20 protein-coding genes are annotated in these 17,922 nt (G+C 70.0%); 15 read left to right on the top strand and 5 right to left on the bottom strand.

Going from position 1 to position 17,922, the window contains the following annotated elements:
* Positions 1-271: 271 nt before the first annotated feature.
* The 4 genes from FLV34_RS35445 (at position 272) to FLV34_RS35430 (ending at position 4,724) form a co-directional block, all read left to right on the top strand.
* Positions 272-673 carry a cobalamin B12-binding domain-containing protein gene (locus tag FLV34_RS35445; RefSeq protein WP_142616475.1) on the top strand — a complete coding sequence of 134 codons (402 nt, stop codon included), beginning with the start codon at positions 272-274 and terminating at the stop codon, positions 671-673.
* A 157-nt stretch (positions 674-830) separates the two neighbouring features.
* Positions 831-2,012 carry an ADP-forming succinate--CoA ligase subunit beta gene (sucC, locus tag FLV34_RS35440; protein WP_142646631.1) on the top strand — a complete coding sequence of 394 codons (1,182 nt, stop codon included), beginning with the start codon at positions 831-833 and terminating at the stop codon, positions 2,010-2,012.
* Complete coding sequence (gene sucD, locus FLV34_RS35435; protein WP_142616477.1) at positions 2,012-2,887, top strand: succinate--CoA ligase subunit alpha; 876 nt, start codon at positions 2,012-2,014, stop codon at positions 2,885-2,887. The genes sucC and sucD overlap by 1 nt, the downstream gene beginning before the upstream one ends.
* A gap of 175 nt (positions 2,888-3,062) precedes the next feature.
* Positions 3,063-4,724 (top strand): DUF6350 family protein, encoded by a 1,662-nt coding sequence (locus FLV34_RS35430; protein WP_147945180.1) that lies wholly within the window; start codon positions 3,063-3,065, stop codon positions 4,722-4,724.
* Here FLV34_RS35430 and FLV34_RS35425 read toward each other — a convergent pair.
* The 3 genes from FLV34_RS35425 to FLV34_RS35415 form a co-directional block, all read right to left on the bottom strand.
* A complete protein-coding gene (locus FLV34_RS35425; protein ID WP_142646627.1) occupies positions 4,703-5,167 on the bottom strand; it encodes a MerR family transcriptional regulator in 465 nt (154 codons plus the stop codon). The genes FLV34_RS35430 and FLV34_RS35425 overlap by 22 nt on opposite strands.
* 18 nt (positions 5,168-5,185) lie before the next feature.
* Complete coding sequence (locus FLV34_RS35420; RefSeq protein WP_147945179.1) at positions 5,186-6,244, bottom strand: NADP-dependent oxidoreductase; 1,059 nt, start codon at positions 6,242-6,244, stop codon at positions 5,186-5,188.
* Positions 6,245-6,480: 236 nt separating this feature from the next.
* Entirely contained in the window at positions 6,481-6,885 is a 405-nt protein-coding gene (locus tag FLV34_RS35415) for a hypothetical protein (RefSeq protein ID WP_142646623.1), read from the bottom strand.
* Between the two features lie 167 nt (positions 6,886-7,052).
* On the opposite strand from FLV34_RS35415, the gene purN reads away from it, so the two are divergent.
* From purN to FLV34_RS35395, 5 genes are all read left to right on the top strand, one after another.
* Positions 7,053-7,709 (top strand): phosphoribosylglycinamide formyltransferase, encoded by a 657-nt coding sequence (gene purN / locus FLV34_RS35410; protein WP_147945178.1) that lies wholly within the window; start codon positions 7,053-7,055, stop codon positions 7,707-7,709.
* Positions 7,706-9,247 (top strand): bifunctional phosphoribosylaminoimidazolecarboxamide formyltransferase/IMP cyclohydrolase, encoded by a 1,542-nt coding sequence (gene purH, locus FLV34_RS35405; protein ID WP_147945177.1) that lies wholly within the window; start codon positions 7,706-7,708, stop codon positions 9,245-9,247. The genes purN and purH overlap by 4 nt, the downstream gene beginning before the upstream one ends.
* Positions 9,248-9,374: 127 nt before the next feature.
* Complete coding sequence (locus FLV34_RS40925) at positions 9,375-9,542, top strand: hypothetical protein (RefSeq protein ID WP_168065741.1); 168 nt, start codon at positions 9,375-9,377, stop codon at positions 9,540-9,542.
* 25 nt (positions 9,543-9,567) lie between these two features.
* On the top strand, positions 9,568-10,413 hold the full coding sequence (locus tag FLV34_RS35400; protein ID WP_142646617.1) for a bifunctional methylenetetrahydrofolate dehydrogenase/methenyltetrahydrofolate cyclohydrolase: 846 nt from the start codon (positions 9,568-9,570) through the stop codon (positions 10,411-10,413).
* 279 nt (positions 10,414-10,692) lie between these two features.
* Positions 10,693-12,501 carry a phosphatidylglycerol lysyltransferase domain-containing protein gene (locus FLV34_RS35395; RefSeq protein ID WP_222709744.1) on the top strand — a complete coding sequence of 603 codons (1,809 nt, stop codon included), beginning with the start codon at positions 10,693-10,695 and terminating at the stop codon, positions 12,499-12,501.
* A gap of 40 nt (positions 12,502-12,541) precedes the next feature.
* On the opposite strand, the gene FLV34_RS35390 is transcribed toward FLV34_RS35395, so the two are convergent.
* Positions 12,542-13,195: a hypothetical protein gene (locus FLV34_RS35390; RefSeq protein WP_147945176.1), complete on the bottom strand. Its 654-nt coding sequence runs from the start codon at positions 13,193-13,195 to the stop codon at positions 12,542-12,544.
* A gap of 74 nt (positions 13,196-13,269) precedes the next feature.
* Positions 13,270-13,524: a hypothetical protein gene (locus FLV34_RS35385; protein WP_147945175.1), complete on the bottom strand. Its 255-nt coding sequence runs from the start codon at positions 13,522-13,524 to the stop codon at positions 13,270-13,272.
* Between the two features lie 55 nt (positions 13,525-13,579).
* Here FLV34_RS35385 and FLV34_RS35380 point away from each other — a divergent pair, with 55 nt between their 5' ends.
* The 6 genes from FLV34_RS35380 to FLV34_RS35355 all read left to right on the top strand — a co-directional run.
* On the top strand, positions 13,580-14,950 hold the full coding sequence (locus tag FLV34_RS35380) for a PE-PGRS family protein (RefSeq protein ID WP_147945174.1): 1,371 nt from the start codon (positions 13,580-13,582) through the stop codon (positions 14,948-14,950).
* Between the two features lie 152 nt (positions 14,951-15,102).
* A complete protein-coding gene (locus tag FLV34_RS35375) occupies positions 15,103-15,798 on the top strand; it encodes a hypothetical protein (protein WP_142646607.1) in 696 nt (231 codons plus the stop codon).
* Positions 15,799-15,804: 6 nt separating this feature from the next.
* Complete coding sequence (locus tag FLV34_RS35370; RefSeq protein ID WP_142646606.1) at positions 15,805-16,374, top strand: hypothetical protein; 570 nt, start codon at positions 15,805-15,807, stop codon at positions 16,372-16,374.
* A gap of 146 nt (positions 16,375-16,520) precedes the next feature.
* A complete protein-coding gene (locus FLV34_RS35365; protein ID WP_147945173.1) occupies positions 16,521-17,087 on the top strand; it encodes a hypothetical protein in 567 nt (188 codons plus the stop codon).
* A gap of 140 nt (positions 17,088-17,227) precedes the next feature.
* A complete protein-coding gene (locus FLV34_RS35360; protein ID WP_147945172.1) occupies positions 17,228-17,689 on the top strand; it encodes a hypothetical protein in 462 nt (153 codons plus the stop codon).
* Between the two features lie 86 nt (positions 17,690-17,775).
* Positions 17,776-17,922: transposase (locus FLV34_RS35355; protein WP_147945171.1), on the top strand; the 147-nt coding region annotated here is incomplete at its 3' end.

The following is a 17,922-nucleotide window of genomic DNA, read 5'->3' as shown; positions in this document are numbered from 1 at the left end:
GTGCCCTCAAGATCAGGAGGGCAGCTGGGAAATCATTGCGGCTCATGATCACGAGAGCGTCACGAAAATCAGCATTTCCTGTGAGTTTTCAATTTGTGATCCGAATTCGGAAGGTTGCATTCCGCTGCGAAAAGGCCGGGCGCGTTGCCGCCGAGCGGGCGGACGGATCACCCCATGGAGAGGGAACGGCCGACCTGCGGGGGCGTTCCGGGGCCATGCCTCGGGCGGCGGTTACGCTTCGGGCAGCGAGCACCATCTGCGGGAGGTCTTCATGGCAGGCAGGATTCGGGTCGTCATCGCGAAGCCGGGGCTCGACGGGCACGATCGCGGCGTCAAAGTGGTGGCGCGGGCGCTGCGCGACGCGGGCATGGAAGTCATCTACACAGGGCTGCACCAGACGCCGGAGCAGATCGTCCGTACGGCGATCCAGGAGGACGCGGCGGCGATCGGGCTGTCGATCCTGTCCGGTGCCCACATGACGCTGTTCGCCCGGCTCTTCGAGGTCCTGCGGGAGGAGGGCGCCGAGGACATCGTGGTGTTCGGCGGCGGCATCATCCCCGAAGCGGACATCCCCGAACTCACGAAGATGGGAGTCGCCCGGATTTTCACGCCCGGCTCCACGACCCAGGAGATCGTGGAATGGGTCCGTTCGGCGGTTCCAGCCACCGTTTAGGCATTTTGCCCAACCTTGCCGTACTCCAGGGTTGTTGGCAAGGCTCCGGCGGGACCCGACGACGCGGCCACGCTCGTACGGGGACTAGGCTTCATGCGCGGAAACGCCGGGCGGGACGACGGCGCCCGGCCTCGGACATCAAAAGGGACGGACCCTCGTGGACCTGTTCGAACATCAGGCGAAGGAGCTCTTCGCGGAGTACGGCATCCCGGTGCCGCGCGGAATCGTCGCGCACACGCCGGAGGAGGCGCGGGCGGCTGCAGAGCAGCTCACCGGACGCGTTGTCGTCAAGGCCCAGGTCAAGACCGGCGGGCGCGGCAAGGCCGGCGGCGTGAAGGTGGCCGACGACGCCGCCGACGCCCACGCGAAGGCGACGCAGATCCTCGGCATGGACATCAAGGGCCACACGGTCCACAAGGTCCTGATCGAGGAGGCCAGCCAGATCGCGGAGGAGTACTACTTCTCCTTCCTGCTCGACCGCGCCAACCGCACCTTCCTCGCCATCTGCTCCGCCTCGGGCGGCATGGACATCGAGGAGGTCGCGCACACCGCGCCGGAGAAGGTGGCGAAGGTGCCGGTCAGCCCGCTGACGGGCGTCGACCGCGCCAAGGCCCGCGAGATCGCGGTGGCGGGCGGCCTGCCGCAGCAGGCGCTGGACGGCGCCGCCGAGCTGATCGAGAAGCTCTGGGCGGTCTTCGTCGACGAGGACGCCACGCTCGTCGAGGTCAACCCGATGATCCTGTCGGCCGACGGCCAGGTGAAGGCCCTCGACGGCAAGGTCACCCTCGACGACAACGCGAACTTCCGCCAGCCGGAGCACGCGGCGTACGTCGACAAGGCCGCGGAGGACCCGCTGGAGGCCCGGGCCAAGGAGAAGCACCTCAACTACGTCAAGCTCGACGGCAACGTCGGCATCATCGGCAACGGCGCGGGCCTGGTCATGTCCACGCTCGACGTCGTGGCGTACGCGGGTGAGGAGCTCCCCGGCCAGCCCAAGCCGGCCAACTTCCTCGACATCGGCGGCGGCGCCTCGGCCGAGGTCATGGCGAACGGCCTGGAGATCATCCTGTCCGACCCGTCGGTGAAGTCGGTCTTCGTGAACGTCTTCGGCGGCATCACCGCCTGCGACGCGGTCGCGAACGGCATCGTCTCCGCCTTCGAGCTCCTGCGGAGCCGGGGCGAGGAAGTGACCCACCCGCTGGTCGTCCGCCTGGACGGCAACAACGCCGCCCTGGGGCGGCAGATCCTGGCCGACGCCGCGCTGCCGCGCGTCGAGCTGGTCGACACGATGGACGAAGCGGCCAAGCGCGCCGCCGAGCTCGCCGCGGTAGGTGCGTAATGGCTATCTGGCTCACCGAGAACAGCAAGATCATCGTTCAGGGCATGACCGGTGGTGAGGGCACCAAGCACACCCGCCGCATGCTCGCCGCCGGCGTCAAGGTCGTGGGCGGCGTGAACGCCCGCAAGGCCGGCGTCACGCACGAGGGCCTGCCGGTCTTCGGCACGGTCAAGGAGGCCATGGAGCAGACGGGCGCCGACGTGTCGGTCGTCTTCGTGCCCCCGGCCCACACCAAGGCCGCCGTCCGCGAGGCCATCGACGCCGAGATCCCGCTGTGCGTGGTCATCACCGAGGGCGTGCCGGTCCACGACACCACCGAGTTCTGGGCGTACGCCGTCTCCAAGGGCAACAAGACCCGCATCATCGGCCCGAACTGCCCCGGCATCGCCTCGCCCGGCGCGTCGAACGCCGGCATCATCCCGGCCGACATCACCACCAAGGGCCGCGTCGGCCTGGTGTCGAAGTCCGGCACGCTGACCTACCAGCTCATGTACGAGCTGCGTGACATCGGCTTCTCCACCTGCGTCGGCATCGGCGGCGACCCGGTCATCGGCACGACGCACATCGACGCCCTCCAGGCGTTCCAGGACGACCCGGAGACCGACGCGATCGTGATGATCGGCGAGATCGGCGGCGACGCCGAGGAGCGCGCGGCGGCCTACATCAACGAGCACGTGACCAAGCCGGTCGTCGCCTACGTCGCCGGGTTCACCGCGCCCGAGGGCAAGACCATGGGCCACGCGGGCGCGATCGTGTCCGGCTCCGCCGGCACCGCCCAGGCCAAGAAGGAGGCCCTGGAGAAGGTCGGCGTCCGCGTCGGCCGTACGCCCAGCGAGACCGCCCGCCTGATGCGCGAGATCATGTCCAGCCGCTGATCTCATACATCCGGCTGTCGTCCGCGACCTTGTGCTCCCACCGCCGTGGTGGTGTGAGCGCAAGGTCGCGGTCGTTTCCGGGGCCCGGCCGGCGCGCGTGCCGATGCGTCCGGATTGCGTACTCCCCGGCGTGGCGACGTGGAGCAACGCCGCCGGGCTGGGATGATGCGGTAACGTGACGGGCCTTCTCGACCAGTTCAGGACCGCTCCCCGCGCCGTGCTCGGCCGCACGGGAGCCGGGGACGACGAGGAGACCCGCCGGCCGCTCCCCGTCTCGGGCATGCTGGCCGCGGTCGGGACGCTCGGCGTCGGCCTGGCCGTGCTCACCACGCTCACCCTCATCGGCTGGATGGCCGCGCCCCGCGGGCCGTTCGGCGAGGGCCTGCCCGGCGTCTTCCGTACGGCCTGCCAGCTCTGGCTCGCCGCCCACCACGCCGGTTTCGCGATCCCCGGCGGCCGGGTGGGCCTGCTGCCCATCGGCCTGATGATCCTGCCGGGGGTGCTGCTCTATCGGGCGGGCCTGTGGATGGCGCGCGACGCGGACCTGCGGGTGCGGATGCCCGCCCGGCTGCCCAAGGGCACGCCGCGCGACGTCGAGAACGCCCGGCGCCGCGCTCAGCTCGCCCTCATCGCCCAGGCCGGCATCTCGCTGGCCGCGCCGTACGCGCTGCTCGCCGGGGTGATCGCCCTCGTCTCCGGCAACGAGATCATGGAGCCGTTCCTCGGAGAGGCGCTGGTCAGCCACCTGCTGCTGGCGTTCGTCACCGGATCGGTGGCCACCGCCCGCACGATCGGGCCGTGGCGCTCGATGCTGCGCCTGCTGCCCGAGCGGCCGCGCTCGCTCGTGGCGGGCACGGCCGTCGCGACCGTGCTGATGCTCGTGGCCGGGGCCGTGCTGGTCCTCGCGGCCGTGGTGGTCAACTTCGCCCGGATCCAGCAGATGTCGGAGGTGCTCAGCCCCGGAGTGGTCGGCGGCCTGCTGCTCCTGCTCCTGGAGGTCCTCTACTTCTTCAACGCCGTCATCTGGGGCATGGCCTACATCTCCGGGCCGGGGTTCGCGGTGGGCGCCGGGACGCTGGTCGCGCCCACCGGGGTCAAGCTGAGCGCGGTGCCCATGCTGCCGCTGCTGGGCGCCCTGCCGTCGTCCGGAGCCGCGCCCCCGTGGGTCATGAGTGTGATCGCGGTGCCGTTCGCGGCCGGTGCGGTCGCCGGCGTGGTGACGGCCCGCGTCGCGCCGACCCCTTCGATCGAGGCCGCGCCGCTGTGGGGGTTCGTCTGCGGGATCACCTCCGGGCTCGTCGCGGGAACGCTCGCCGCGCTGTCGGGCGGCCCGCTCGGCGGGGCGGGCCTGGCCGCCGTGGGGCCGTCCCCCTGGGAGGTGGCGCTGTCGGTCACACTGGAGGTCGGCGTGGCCGCCGGGATCTCGGCCGGCATCGCCAACTGGTGGCTGATCTCCCGGCGTCCTGCCACCCCGCCCGAGCCGGTGCGGAAGGCCGGAGCCGTGATCGCCAAGGCGGCCGGGCGGGTGCGGCCCACACGCGGCGCCCACCTGCCGGGCCACTGGCTGGACGCCACCGAGGCCGACACCCAGCCGATCCCGGTCATCAGGGACGACTGGACCGACGAGCACGCCGCGGCGGCGGCGGAGACCTTCGACGCCATGGACGCGCGGCGGGCCGGGGCCGCATCCCAGACCCCCGGGAAGCCGCGCAAACCGGCGCCGAAGCGCCGTGACCCGAGCCCCCCGCCGGCGCCGCGCAAGGACATCGTGGACGAGACCGACGACCGTGGGGGTCACGTCATCTACGTCGATCCCTACGCCTGGGACCGCGACTGATCCGCCCGCTCCGTACGCTCCGTACGGTCTGTGTGGTCTGTGCGCTCCGGCCCGGCGATGGCCGAGGCGAGCCGGTTCCGCAGGTCCGTCAGGCGGGCGATCTCGGCGTCCAGGGCGGCGATCCGGCGCTGCACGACCCTCCTGCCGCCGCCACTCCCGTCGCCGTTGCCGTCGCCGTTGCCGGAGCAGCCGGGGCTGCCGTACGGCGGAAGCGTGTCGCCCTCCAGCAGGTGCAGGCGGTCGGCGCAGCGGGCGACGTCCTCGATGGTCAGGCCGAGGGCGAGCAACTGCCGCACCAGGCGGATGCGGGCGATGTCCCTCGGGCCGTACTCCCGCTGGCCGGACGAGGTCCGCGCGGGCGGCGGGAGCAACCCGCGCTGCTCGTACAGGCGTAGGGCGCGTGGCGTGGTCCCGGCCGCCGCCGCGGCGTCGCCGATCCGCATGAGACCTCCCGGCTGTGGTCACATCTCGATGACGACCGTCCCCACGTGTCGTCCTTCGAACAACTCACGCAACGCCAGCGGCGCGCGTTCGATGCCCGCGATCCGCGTGTGCGGGAAGGTGACGGCGCCCGATCGCAGCCAGGCGCCGAAGCGCTCCGTCCACTCCGCGTGGACCTCGCCGTCGACGCCGACGAGGCCGCGGATGGTGATGTTCCTGGCGATGAGCTGGAAGGCGTCCAGCTCCACCGGGGCCGTCGTGCCGCCGGACGCGGGCGAGAGCTGGGTGGCCAGGGTGCCGACCACGACGAGGCGGGCGCCGGGCCGCGCCGCGGCCACCGCGGCCTGAAGCTGTTCGCCGCCCACGGTGTCGACGACCACGTCGACCCCGTCGGGCGCGGCCTCGGCCAGCCGTCCGCCGATCGGGCCGCCGTCGCGGAGCACCACCGCGTCGTAGCCGAGCTCGGCGGTCATGCGCCCGGCCTTGGCCGGGGAGCCGGTGGTGCCGATCACGTGCCCTGCGCCCAGTTGCCGGGCGATCTGCCCGGCGAGCGACCCGACGCCTCCGGCGCCCCCGGTGACGAGCACCGTCTCGCCCGCGCGCAGCCGGGCGATCCGGGCCAGGGCCGCGTACGCGGTCGCGCCGCCGGACGCGAGATGCGCGGCGGGGTCGGGCAGGGAGTCGCCCAGCGGCGCGGTGGCGGGCACCGCGGCGAACTCACGCCAGCCCTGGAAATGCGCGATCAGGTCGCCCGGCCGCAGGTCGCCGTCCGCCGGGGCCGCGACGACCTCGCCGACGGCCGGGCCGAACAGCGTGTCTCCGGGATGGAGCGCGGGGAAGGGCGTGCCGGGCACCCCTCCGGCGATCAGCGTGCGCAGCGAGGGGAAGACCTGGAACCAGCGGTTGCGCACCAGCACCTCACCGTGCCCCGGCACGGGCAGCGGGACCTCGGCGAAGGTCAGATGCTCGGGGCCGGGAAGACCACCGGACGGAACGTCGGCGAGGCGGATCTCCCGCACGGTGCGGGGCAGGCTCGCGGTGGTGGCCAAAGTCGTGGCGCGGGGCAGGGTCGGGGGCATGGCGACTCCCACGGTGTCGGGAAAGGGACCGCTCGTACGGCCACGGCCGCACAAGCCCCGCGACGCTAACCCCTGACCCGCGCGTCAAGGGCAAGCCCGGCGAGCCGTACGCGACGCCGCGCGGCTCACCCGCCGTCGTGTCGCCAGGCGGGGGGAGGGGGCTACGGCGTGTACGGCTTGCCCGTGGCCGTCAGGCGAGGGCCGGGGCTACGGCGTGTACGGCTTGCCCGTGGCCGTCAGGCGGGAGCCGGGACCCCGGAGGGCCAGGCCATGCCCATCTTCCGTTCGAACGACCGCATCAGCTGCTCGGAGCAGTCCTGCTGGGCCGCCACCGTGCCCGCGCCCTTGCGGCACTCGTTGTAGGCGTTGAGCTCGTCGGAGAAGTAGAGCTGGAATCCCGTGGTCACGATCCCCAGGACGAACGCGAGCGACGACAGCACGACGGCCCCGGTCGCGAGTCCGATCCCGCGTCGTTCGCGGCTGAGCAGGCGGAGGTCACGGATCGCGATGACGATCGCGAATATCGACAGCGCCAGCCCGGCCGCAGGCAGCATCAGCGTGAAGACCAGGGCCATGATGGCGAGCGCGAGCGCCCGGCGACCTCCGGTCGCAGGGGTCGGCGTCTGCAGGGGTGTTGTCACGGTCTCCTCGCCTCGCGTTCCGCATAACCCGTCGTCAGTCGTGATGGCCGGCGCCCGATACGCTTTAGCTGCGTCGAGGGACGGTCCTCCACGCTCGACCACTCTCTAAGGAACCATCTCCCGGCAACCACCTGCAAAACGAAGGCAGCTCACGAAGGAGTTCCGCTCTGTCCGTCCGGCTTGTCGTCCTCGTCTCGGGTTCGGGGACCAACCTGCAAGCGCTGCTGGACGCGGCGGCCGACGACGCGTTCGGCGCGGCGGTCGTCGCCGTTGGGGCCGACCGTACCGGTATCGAGGGCCTGGCCCGGGCCGAGCGCGCCGGCGTCCCCACGTTCGTCGAGAGGGTGGGCGACCACCCGACCCGGGATGAATGGGACGAGGGGCTTGCCGGGCGCATCGCCGAGCACAAGCCCGACCTGGTGGTCTCCGCCGGTTTCATGAAGATCCTCGGTCCTCGTGTGCTGGGCGCGTTTCCCGTGGTCAACACCCATCCGGCGTTGCTGCCCGCCTTTCCCGGCGCGCATGCCGTGCGCGACGCCCTCGCGTACGGCGTCCGCGTCACCGGGTGCACCGTCCACCTCGTGGACGCGGGCGTGGACACGGGCCCGGTGATCGCCCAGGAGGCGGTGCCCGTACGGGAGGGGGACGACGAGGAGTCGCTGCACGAGCGCATCAAGACCGTCGAGCGGCGTCTTCTCGTCGAGACCGTGGGCCGCATGGCCCGCGAAGGCTGGACCCTGACCGGGCGGACCGTGCGCCTCGGGACGGGACGAGTCGCAGGACAGGCCGCAGACGGCCCGACACCAGGAAGGATCACGAAGTGACCCGCATCGCCATCCGCCGTGCGCTGATCACCGTTTACGACAAGACGGGTCTCGAGGACCTGGCGCGGGGGCTTGAGGCCGCGGGCGTGGAGATCGTGTCGACCGGCGGCACCGCCGCCGCGATCGCCTCCTACGGCGTGCCGGTCACCAAGGTGGAGTCGCTCACCGGATTCCCCGAGTGCCTGGACGGGCGGGTCAAGACCCTCCACCCGCGGGTGCACGCCGGGCTGCTCGCCGACGGCGCCAACCCCTCCCACGTCAAGCAGCTGGAGGAGCTGGAGATCGAGCCGTTCCAGCTCGCGGTGGTGAACCTCTATCCGTTCGCCGCCACGGTCGCCTCCGGCGCGTCCGACGCCGAGTGCGTCGAGCAGATCGACATCGGCGGCCCCGCGATGATCCGCGCCGCCGCCAAGAACCACGGCACGGTGGCCGTGGTCGTCGACCCCGCGGCGTACGGCCAGGTGCTGGCCGCGGTCGCCGAGGGCGGCTTCACGCTGACCGAGCGCAAGAGGCTGGCCGCCACGGCGTACGCGCACACCGCCGCCTACGACGTCGCGGTCGCGTCCTGGTTCGCCAACGTGTACGCGCCCGAGGGCGACTGGCCGTCGTTCATGGGCGCGGCGTGGAAGCGCAAGACCGCCCTGCGGTACGGCGAGAACCCGCACCAGGCAGCGGCCCTCTACACCGGCGAGAAGGGCGGCCTGGCCAACGCCGAGCAGCTCCACGGCAAGGAGATGTCCTACAACAACTACGTGGACGCCGACGCCGCCTGGCGGGCCGCCTGGGACTTCGCCGAGCCGTGCGTGGCCATCATCAAGCACGCCAACCCCTGCGGCATCGCGGTGGGCGCCGACGTCGTCGAGGCGCACCGCAAGGCGCACGAGTGCGACCCGGTCTCCGCGTACGGCGGGGTGATCGCGGTCAACCGCGAGGTGACCCGCGAGCTGGCCGAGCAGATCGCGCCGATCTTCACCGAGGTCGTGGTCGCGCCGTCGTTCGCGGCGGACGCGCTCGACGTGCTCAGGGAGAAGAAGAACATCCGCCTGCTCGCCTGCCCCGAGGGCCCGTCGAACGCCGCGGAGTTCCGCCGCATCGACGGCGGCCTGCTAGTGCAGACGGTCGACCGGGTGGACGCGCCCGGCGACGACCCGTCCACGTGGGAGCTGAAGACCGGAGAGGCGGCCTCGCCCGAGGTGCTGGCCGATCTCGCCTTCGCCTGGCGGGCCTGCCGTTCGGTGAAGTCCAACGCGATCCTGCTCGCGTCCGGCGGTGCGACCGTCGGCGTCGGCATGGGCCAGGTCAACCGGGTCGACTCGGCCCGGCTGGCGGTCTCCCGGGCCGGCGAGCGCGCGGCCGGGTCGGTCGGGGCCTCCGACGCGTACTTCCCCTTCCCCGACGGCCTGCAGGTGCTGGCGGAGGCCGGGGTGAAGGCGATCGTCGAGCCGGGCGGCTCGATCCGCGACGAGCTGGTCATCGAGGCGGCCAAGGAGGCGGGCATCACGCTCTACTTCACCGGGACGCGGCACTTCTTCCACTGATCGAGAAGGCCGGACCTATCGGCATGGAGAGGTGATTGTTGGGGCGGATGGGGTGAAAGCGGCACGATCACCCCATTTGGGCGGTTAATCTGAAGCGCCTACCCCATCCTCTCCACGGAGTCTCTCCATGCCCCTTGATACGATCATGAGCTCCTTCGCGACGTTGAGCGGCGTGTGGAACAGTCCGATCGCGCTGCTGCCCGTCGCCGCGATGGCCGCCTACTTCGGCTGGCGGATCGTGGAGTTCATCCCCTTCACCCGCCGGATCATCGAGCGGCGCGAGGGGGGAAGGTAACACACCTGGAAGGACGGGAAGTGCCATGACCGCGCGGCTTCTGGACGGCAAGGCGACCGCCGCCAAGATCAAGGGTGAGCTGGCGGAACGGGTGAAGGCCCTGGCGAACCGGGGCGTCACCCCCGGCCTGGGCACGATCCTCGTCGGAGACGATCCGGGCAGCCAGATCTACGTCGCGGGCAAGCACCGCGACTGCGCCGAGGTCGGCATCACCTCCATCCGCAAGGACCTGCCGGAAAGCGCCACCCAGGCCGACGTGGAGGCGGCGGTCGACGATTTGAACGCCGACCCGGCCTGCACGGGCTACATCATCCAGCTGCCGCTGCCGCGCCACCTGGACACCCAGGCGCTCATCGAGCGCATGGACCCGGCCAAGGACGCCGACGGCCTCCACCCGGTCAACCTGGGCAGGCTCGTCCACATGGTCGACGCCCCGCTGCCGTGCACGCCGCGCGGCATCGTGGTCCTCCTCCAGGAGTACGGCGTGCCGCTCAAGGGCGCCGAGGTCGTCGTGGTCGGCCGGGGCATCACCGTGGGCCGTCCGCTGGGCCTGCTGCTCACCCGCCGCGCGGAGAACGCCACCGTCACGCTCTGCCACACCGGCACCCAGGACCTGGCGTCCCACGTGCGCAGGGCGGACATCGTGGTCGCCGCGGCCGGAGTGCCCCACCTCATCACCGCCGACATGGTCAAGCCCGGCGCTGCTGTGCTCGACGTGGGCGTCTCCCGGGTCGACGGCAAGCTCACCGGTGACGTGGCTCCCGACGTACGCGAGGTCGCGGGCTTCGTCGCCCCCAACCCCGGCGGGGTGGGGCCGATGACCCGGGCCATGCTGCTGGCCAACGTCGTCGAAGCCGCCGAGCGCGCCTGATCAACCGGGCTGCTCCGCCGGGCTGGTGCGCCTTCACCGGGCTGCTCCGCCGGGCTGGTGCGCCGGATTGGTCTGCCGGTTTTCTCGGGCGGTGCGTGACGTCACCGGATATTTCCGGCGCGCGTGCTTCACTGTGTTCGCCCGGCCCCGATCCTTCCGCGGCCGCTCGCCCTCTTGGCGTACCTGCGGGGGCGGTGGCCGTTGGTCCTTGTCAAGCCCGGTCCAAGAATCGGGCTCGAGGCCGCCGACCCGACAAATCATGACTTATCGTCACTGTGTGTGAGCAGTCGGACGCTAGCGTATGACCTGCGGTCTCGGGTCCCGGGGCTGGCGGCCGGGGCCGCGCTGCTGATCGGCATCCTGGACATCGTCAGGGGCCTGGTGCCGAGCCTGCGCGCGAGCCGGATCGGCGAGATCGCGAGCGTCCTGCCGGGTGCCGTCACGACGCTCGCCGAGACGGCGTCGCTCCTGGTCGGCATCCTGCTGATCATGCTCGCCCACGCCCTCAGGCGGCGTAAGGCGCGGGCTTGGCGCGCGGTCGTGGTGCTGCTCCCGGTGGACGCCGTGCTCGAAGGTCTGCACCGGCATCCGGTCGCCGCGTCGGTCTCGCTGCTCCTGTGGGTGGTGCTGCTGGCCGGTAGAGGGGAGTTCTACGCCCTGTCGGACCCACGTTCGCGCTGGCGGGCGCTGTGGAACCTGCTGGTGCTCGGCGCGTTCGACATCGTGATCGGGTGGATCCTCGTCGCCGCACATCACCGTACGGTCGCGGGTGACCCCGGCTTCGGCGACCAGGTGTGGCACGTCGTGCTCGGCCTGGTGGGCCTGGAGGGGCCGGTCGTGTTCACGTCCGAGCGCACCGGCGACCTGGTCTACTTCTCGCTCGCCGGGCTCGGCGCGCTCACCGCCGTCACCACGATCTACCTCGCCCTCCGGCCGGAACGGCCGGTCGCGGCGCTGGACGAGGACGACGAGCGGCGGCTGCGGGCCCTGCTCGACCGTTATGGCCGGCAGGACTCGCTCGGATACTTCGCGCTCCGCCGGGACAAGAGCGTGATCTTCTCGCCCAGCGGCAAGGCCGCCGTGGCCTACCGCGTCGTCGCAGGGGTGATGCTGGCCAGCGGCGACCCCATCGGCGACCCGGAGGCGTGGCCCGGGGCGATCAGGCGGTTCCTTGAGGAGGCCAGGCGGCACGCGTGGGTCCCGGCCGTCATCGGCTGCGGCGAGACCAGCGGCGAGGTGTGGGCCAGGGAGGGCGGCCTCGACGCACTGGAGATCGGCGACGAGGCCGTCGTCGACGTGGCCGGCTTCACCCTGGAAGGCCGGGCCCTGCGCAACGTACGTCAGATGGTCAGGCGGGTGGAGCGCCTCGGCTACACCTGCCGGGTGCGGCGTACGGGAGACCTGAGCGAGGCGGAGCGCCGGCGCATCGCCGACCTGGCCGACCGGTGGCGCGGCACCGAGACCGAGCGGGGCTTCTCGATGGCGCTCGGCCGGTTCGGCGACCCGGCCGACGCCGGCTGCCTGGTGGTCACGGCCCACCGGGCCACGTCCGAGGGCGAGGAGGCACCGGGCGGGGACATCCAGGCCGTCCTGCACTTCGTGCCCTGGGGGGCCGACGGCATCTCTCTCGACCTCATGCGGCGCGACCGCGAGGCCGACCCCGGGCTCAACGAGCTGCTGATCGTGTGGGCCCTGCAGGCCGCGCCGGACTTCGGCGTGACCAGGGTCTCGCTGAACTTCGCGATGTTCCGCTCCGCGCTGGCCCGGGGTGAGCGGCTGGGGGCGGGGCCGGTGCTGCGGGCCTGGCGCGGTGTCCTCGTCTTCCTGTCCCGCTGGTTCCAGATCGAGTCGCTGTATCGCTTCAACGCCAAGTTCCGGCCCTCGTGGGAGCCGCGGTTCCTGCTCTATCCCGCCGCCCGCGATCTGCCACGTATCGGCATCGCCGCGCTGCGGGCAGAGGCGTTCCTCACGCCCCTGCGTCTCCGCTGGGGCCTGCTCCGCCGCCGGCGACCGGCTCCCGTTCCCCGTCTCCTCCCCGGTGCCGTCGTCGGCGGCGACAGCGGCCCGGAGACCCGCAGAACGGCCTGACCGTCCGCACGGGAAGCCGGTCGGTGTACGGCAGCCGGGTCTACCCGCAGACGCCGGGGAGGCCGCAGAGCTTGGCGGCCATCGTGCGCGCGTCCTTGATCAGCGGGCGGAACTGGGAGATCGGAAGGCTCTTGGTGACCAGGCCGGTCCTGACGTAGACCGCGATCGCGCTGCCTTGGCGGACGACGACCGAGCGGGAACGGTTCTCGAAGAAGAAGCCGCCGATCCGGAGGGCCTCGTCGCCGACCCCGGTGCTCTTCCAGCGGTATGAGTAGCGTTCGTGGCCGCGGCCCCCCGAGCCGCATTCGGCCAGGTCGGCGCGTACGGACCGCATCGCCGCCTTCGCGGCCCGCGCGGACGGGTAGAGCACGACCTGCTCGCTGCGATAGACGGTCTCCGCCAGATAGGTGAACGTACGGCTCGCGCTGCGGCCGTCGCGGGCGGTCCTGCGGCCGCACGGGTTCACCTCAAGGGGCTTCTTCAGGCTGTTGCTGAGCTTCAAGTGCTCCCACGGCCTGCGCGGGCCGTTCAACTTGGCCTCGTTCAGCAGGAATCCCCTGGGCAGCTTCGCCGTGGCCTGAACCGCGCTCGCCACCTCGGCCGTCACCTGCGCCGCCTGTGCCGTCGCGGTCTGACCCGTGCCCAGCGCCGTAGCCGTCACGACCACCACGGCTGCCGTCATAACCCTGCGCATCGCACGCTCCCTTGCCGATCGGCGGACATCCCGTTTCGACGGAACACTCGCCGCTTTTGTTCAGCACGTCTCCGTCAGTTCCTGTTCACCAGGTCGCGGGCCTCGCGCTGCAGTCGATCGGCCTCGTCGAGAAGCTGGGCCGCCACGGTGCGGCAGCGCGTCCTCCAGGTGCCGATCTGGCCGCGTATCCGGTCGGTCAACGGGCCCGACCACTCCATGGTGGCCGCCATGCCGTTCACTCCATCGACCAGCTTCTCCACGTCGTTGGCTAATTCCCGAAGTTCGGCGGCCCTGTTCTCGAGTTCCTGCACTTCGGGTGGAGATGGCACGTTTTCTCCTCTCAGCGCTTTATTCGAGGATAAGTTACAGGTAGGCTCCCGCCGCATGGGGGAAGGCGTGACGCGGAGCTTCAGGCCTGAAGACCTCGAACGCTTGGCCGGCCTTATGGACGACCTGAACAGGTCAGCGGATGAGGTTTTTAAACGCGCCTGGCCATTACAGGCATCCCAAATCGTCGCACCACTGCGGGAATTGCCTGCCTGGGGAAGCGACACGGCCAAGGACCTGAGGCAGCGGGCCGCAATCGGCCGGCTGCAGACCGGCGACCCGTTCGCCGGGCTCGTGTGGGCGGGTTTTCCGCCGCTGGAAATCGTCGCGAATGGCGACAAGATCGACCCGGCGACTCTCATCTCCGTCAACTCGGTCGCGGACTGGGCGAACAAGATGGGAAATACGGATTTCCATCGCAAGCCCGGCGAGTCGCTGGACGACTACCTCACGCGGTTGAGGGCCGCCGCCGTCTCGCACGCCATCCCTGCCCTCGAACCGCACGAGGCGACGGTCGCCAACATCCTCAAGATCGTGAGCGATGTCAAAGGGGTCACCGCCACCGCCCCGATCGTCACCACCCAGGCCGTATCCCTCAGCCGCGTGCTGTTCAACAATCAGATCCTGAAGCCGGCGCTCACAAAACTGATCGACACAGCCGTGCAGGGTAAGGCGAACGCCCTGGCGAAAAAGCTGATACCGCGCACCAGATCTGTCGCTGCTCCAGGCACCGGTCTCGCCGGTCTCACTCGGCAGCTTTTCATGAAGAGCAAGCTCTACCGCGACTACGTGTCCCTGCTGCCTCATCAGCTGGAGATGGACGGCGCCGCCAAGGCGGTTACAACGGGCAGAGCGCTCGCTGGGGCCCGGGTGAACAACTTTCTCAATCGCGTCTTCGGCGACAACCGGCTCGCCGAGCTGCTGGGTGGCAAGACACATGCCGGGGTAGATGTGCGAGCTGCCGGAGAGGCGAACCTGCTCAAGGTCTGGTCGGCCACCGCGGACCCGAAAAAGATGGAGGCTGCCGCCGCGATCCTAAAGGTCGAGCCCACCGCCCTTACCCGGCTAGGAGTGGTGGCCCGTACGGCTGGGGCCTTCCGGTCGCTAGGCATTGTGGGCGCGGTCGCCAACACCGGCTACAGTGCGGCGAACGTTATCTCACAGGGCAACCCGATCGACGCGTTCAAGCGCAATGGCGCCGGATATGTCGCGGATATCGCCGAGGTTACTTTCAACGCCTCCCTAACCGCCGCGATGATCTGCCCCAGTCCCGTCGCCCTCGGAGCTACCGTCATTACGGGTGCCGTTTACGTCGGCGCGAAGGTCATCGAACACTGGGATGACATCGAGGCCGGTGCGAAGAAGGTGGGCGAGGCGATCGGCGAGGGGGCGAGAAAGGTCTTCAGCAGCCTCAACCCGTTCGACTAGTGCAGGGAGATTGAGTAATGCCGTCCTTCGACAGCGCACGTGGCCGGTTCCGGCTTGGCCCGGCCCATTTGGGGGTCCTGGGCTGTCTTTACGAGGGGAGGGCGGTCACGGCTGACCTGGTGACTGCCCGGAACGAGTTGAGGGCCGTCGGTTTGATCAATGACGATGACGCCGTCGTCCCCGAGCTCGCTGACCTGACGGATGCCCTCGCCGAACCGATCGTGCTCGTCCAGATCGAGATGACCGGGGGCCAGGGCATGACGAACCACGGCGCGGTCGTCGGCAACGAGGCCTGTTACGTGTACGAGGGCTGGCCCGGCGAGCCGGAGCCGGAGTATGTCCCCACCGAACTCAGCACCCTCGTATGGTCACTCGCGCGAGCGGTGGGTCTGCGTGAGAGGGACGCCAAGCCACCGGCAGCCCCGATCATCACCACGACGATCGGTGTCATGGACGCCGGCTTCGTGGCGCTCGCCGAAGCGGACACCGACGACGTGGAGGAGACCGTCGCGCGGTTGCGCGCGGCGCTCGCCGCCGAGGGCGGGCTCACCGATCCCGAACTGACGGTCTTCACCCACCTGCTGCTTCAGCTCAACGGCAACTGGCGGATGACCGCAGCGTGGAACAACCGCGAGGGCAGGGGCACCGACATCCGAGGGATCACCGTGCTCGACTGCGGTCCCCTGGGCTACTGGCTACGGGAACGTCCCGCCGAGCCGGTCATGCCGGGGACGGTGACGCCCGACAGCGAGCTAAGGCTGGTTTTCACACAGACGCCGCGCGTCTGGGAGCTGATCACCGAGCTCCTCCCCAGCCTCGATCAACTTGCTGCCCCGGTGGGACGGTGATGTGCGATGTCGGATTTCACCTTCGAGCTTGTGCCGCAGAAGCCTTCTCGATCCGAGCGGAGGACCACCTTCCTGCTTCTGACCGGCACGGCGGGGCCGTATGGGGAGGTGTCTTTGAAAATCACCACCTATCCCGAAGAAGCCACGCTCCTTGCGGAGGGGCTGCCAGACGGCTCCATCTCTCATCCTGCTAATCCCGCAGAAGGGCTCATCGCTGTCGATGCCCGGACGCGACTGGCTGTCGGCGGAGTGACCGCCACTGTCACTCAAAACCGGCGCGCCTTGCGTAAGGAAGGACGTGGTCTTGGCATCAGCCTGGGTGATCGCCGATACACCTACCTCCGCCTGGACTCTGGAGAGGAGGAGCTACGGGACAGCGAACGAGGTGCGGTCACGCGGCGGCGCGGCCCCTTCCGCGGATCGAGGACCGTTATGGTCGTCCTGCCACCAGCCGATGGCACCGACCTGGCCCTTGCCCTGCTTTTGCTGGCTGCCGACACCACCCAGCTGACCGTGCCAGGGATGATCGTGTCCGGCATCATGTCGGTCTTCAACAATGGGCAAGGCAACATCTAGCGCCGCTGCGAAGATGGCGCTCTCAGCAGATGCCGGAAAAGCCGCAGCGCTTGCCGGCCGTCGAGACGCCGCGCGTCTGGGAGCTGATCACCGAGCTCCTCCCCGGCCTCGATCAACTGCCCGCTTCTGTTGGACGGTGAGGTACGGTGTCCGGTTTCTCTTTTGAGCTTGTCGAGCGAGTGCCTGAACGCCGTCGTGAGCGCAAAGACACCTTTCTGCACCTGGTCGGTACGGCGGGCCCGTATGGGGAGATCTCCCTCAAAATCACCAACGCCCGAGAGGCGACGCTCGTCGGGGATGGGTTGCCGGATGCGGAGATCTCCAACCTGTTCGGCGCCTCCGGATACATCGCCGTCGATGAGCATACGAAGGTGACGGTGGGTGGGGTCGCCGCTCGTCTCTCCCGGAACCGACGTGCTCTGCGTATGGAGGACAGGGGCATCAGCATCGTGCTGGGGGATCGCCACTACACCTACTTGTTCGGCCCAACAGGGCATGAGGAACTGCGTGACAGCGAACGCGGTCCAGTGGTGCGGAAAGGTGACCCTCCTGCCGGCGTGGAGATGACTATGGTCGTCCTGCCGGACGCCGACGCCACCGACCTCGCGCTGGCCCTCATCATGCAAGGCGCCGACAGGCTTGTGCTGACCGTCGGCGGAGCGATCGTCTCTGGCGTCATGTCGTTTCTGAACAGTTCGAAAGGCAAGTGGTGACGCCCGTGTACGGCGGGAATCGTGCGTTGCTCATCTGCGGATTCGCGACCTCATCGCCGGGCCTGGTATGCCCCGCGTCGGCTGGAGGTCGCCTGCCGGCTGCCGACCGAATCGGTCGCTGATCATCTGAAGGGAGTCACTTGTCCGACACCGAGATCGTCTACCAGGAGCGGCCCGGAAAGCCGAAGCTGTGGCTCGGCGTGCCCTGGGCGCTGTGCGCCGCGCTGCTGGCCTGGTCCTTCGGGGAAGCCTGGGTGCAGGATCACGAGCTCCCGATCGATGCCGTGCTCGTCCTGACTCCGCTGTTCTTCGGCATCGCCTCGATCCCCGGGCTGGTCTCGCTGAGCAAGCGCCGCTACAACGCCATCACCCTGACGCCCCGGACGCTACGCGTGGGCCGTCACACGCTTCCCGTCGCCGACATCACGCTCCACCCGCCGGCCACGAGCCGTGCAGCTCGTCTGCTGGGCGGCGGGTACGACGTCCCGGTGGGCATGCATGCCGTCGAGCTCGGCGGGCGAGGTGGCGAGCGCTACGTGGTGGCGGTGATGAACCCGCAGGCGTTTCTCGCCGCGCTGACCCAGGTGATCGCCAAGGCGTGACGGCGAGCGCTAGGGCGCGTATCGGGTTGTGATCAATCTGTGGGATTCGCCTGTCCGTCGTGGCCTGATCCGGTAGATCGGCGTGTGTGACGCGTGCGCAGCTGACGGATGAGGAATGGGAGTTCATCAAGCCCTATCTCCCGATCGGCAGGTTCGGCCCGTACCCTGAGCGGCTGCGGCAGCAGTTCGAGGGGGTGATCTGGCGGTTCCGGACGGGTGGGCAGTGGCGGGAG

It is taken from the genome of Microbispora sp. CSR-4, assembly GCF_008033685.1.
In the GTDB taxonomy this organism is placed as follows: Bacteria; Actinomycetota; Actinomycetes; order Streptosporangiales; family Streptosporangiaceae; genus Microbispora.
This window is presented reverse-complemented; position numbering and strand designations above follow the sequence as displayed.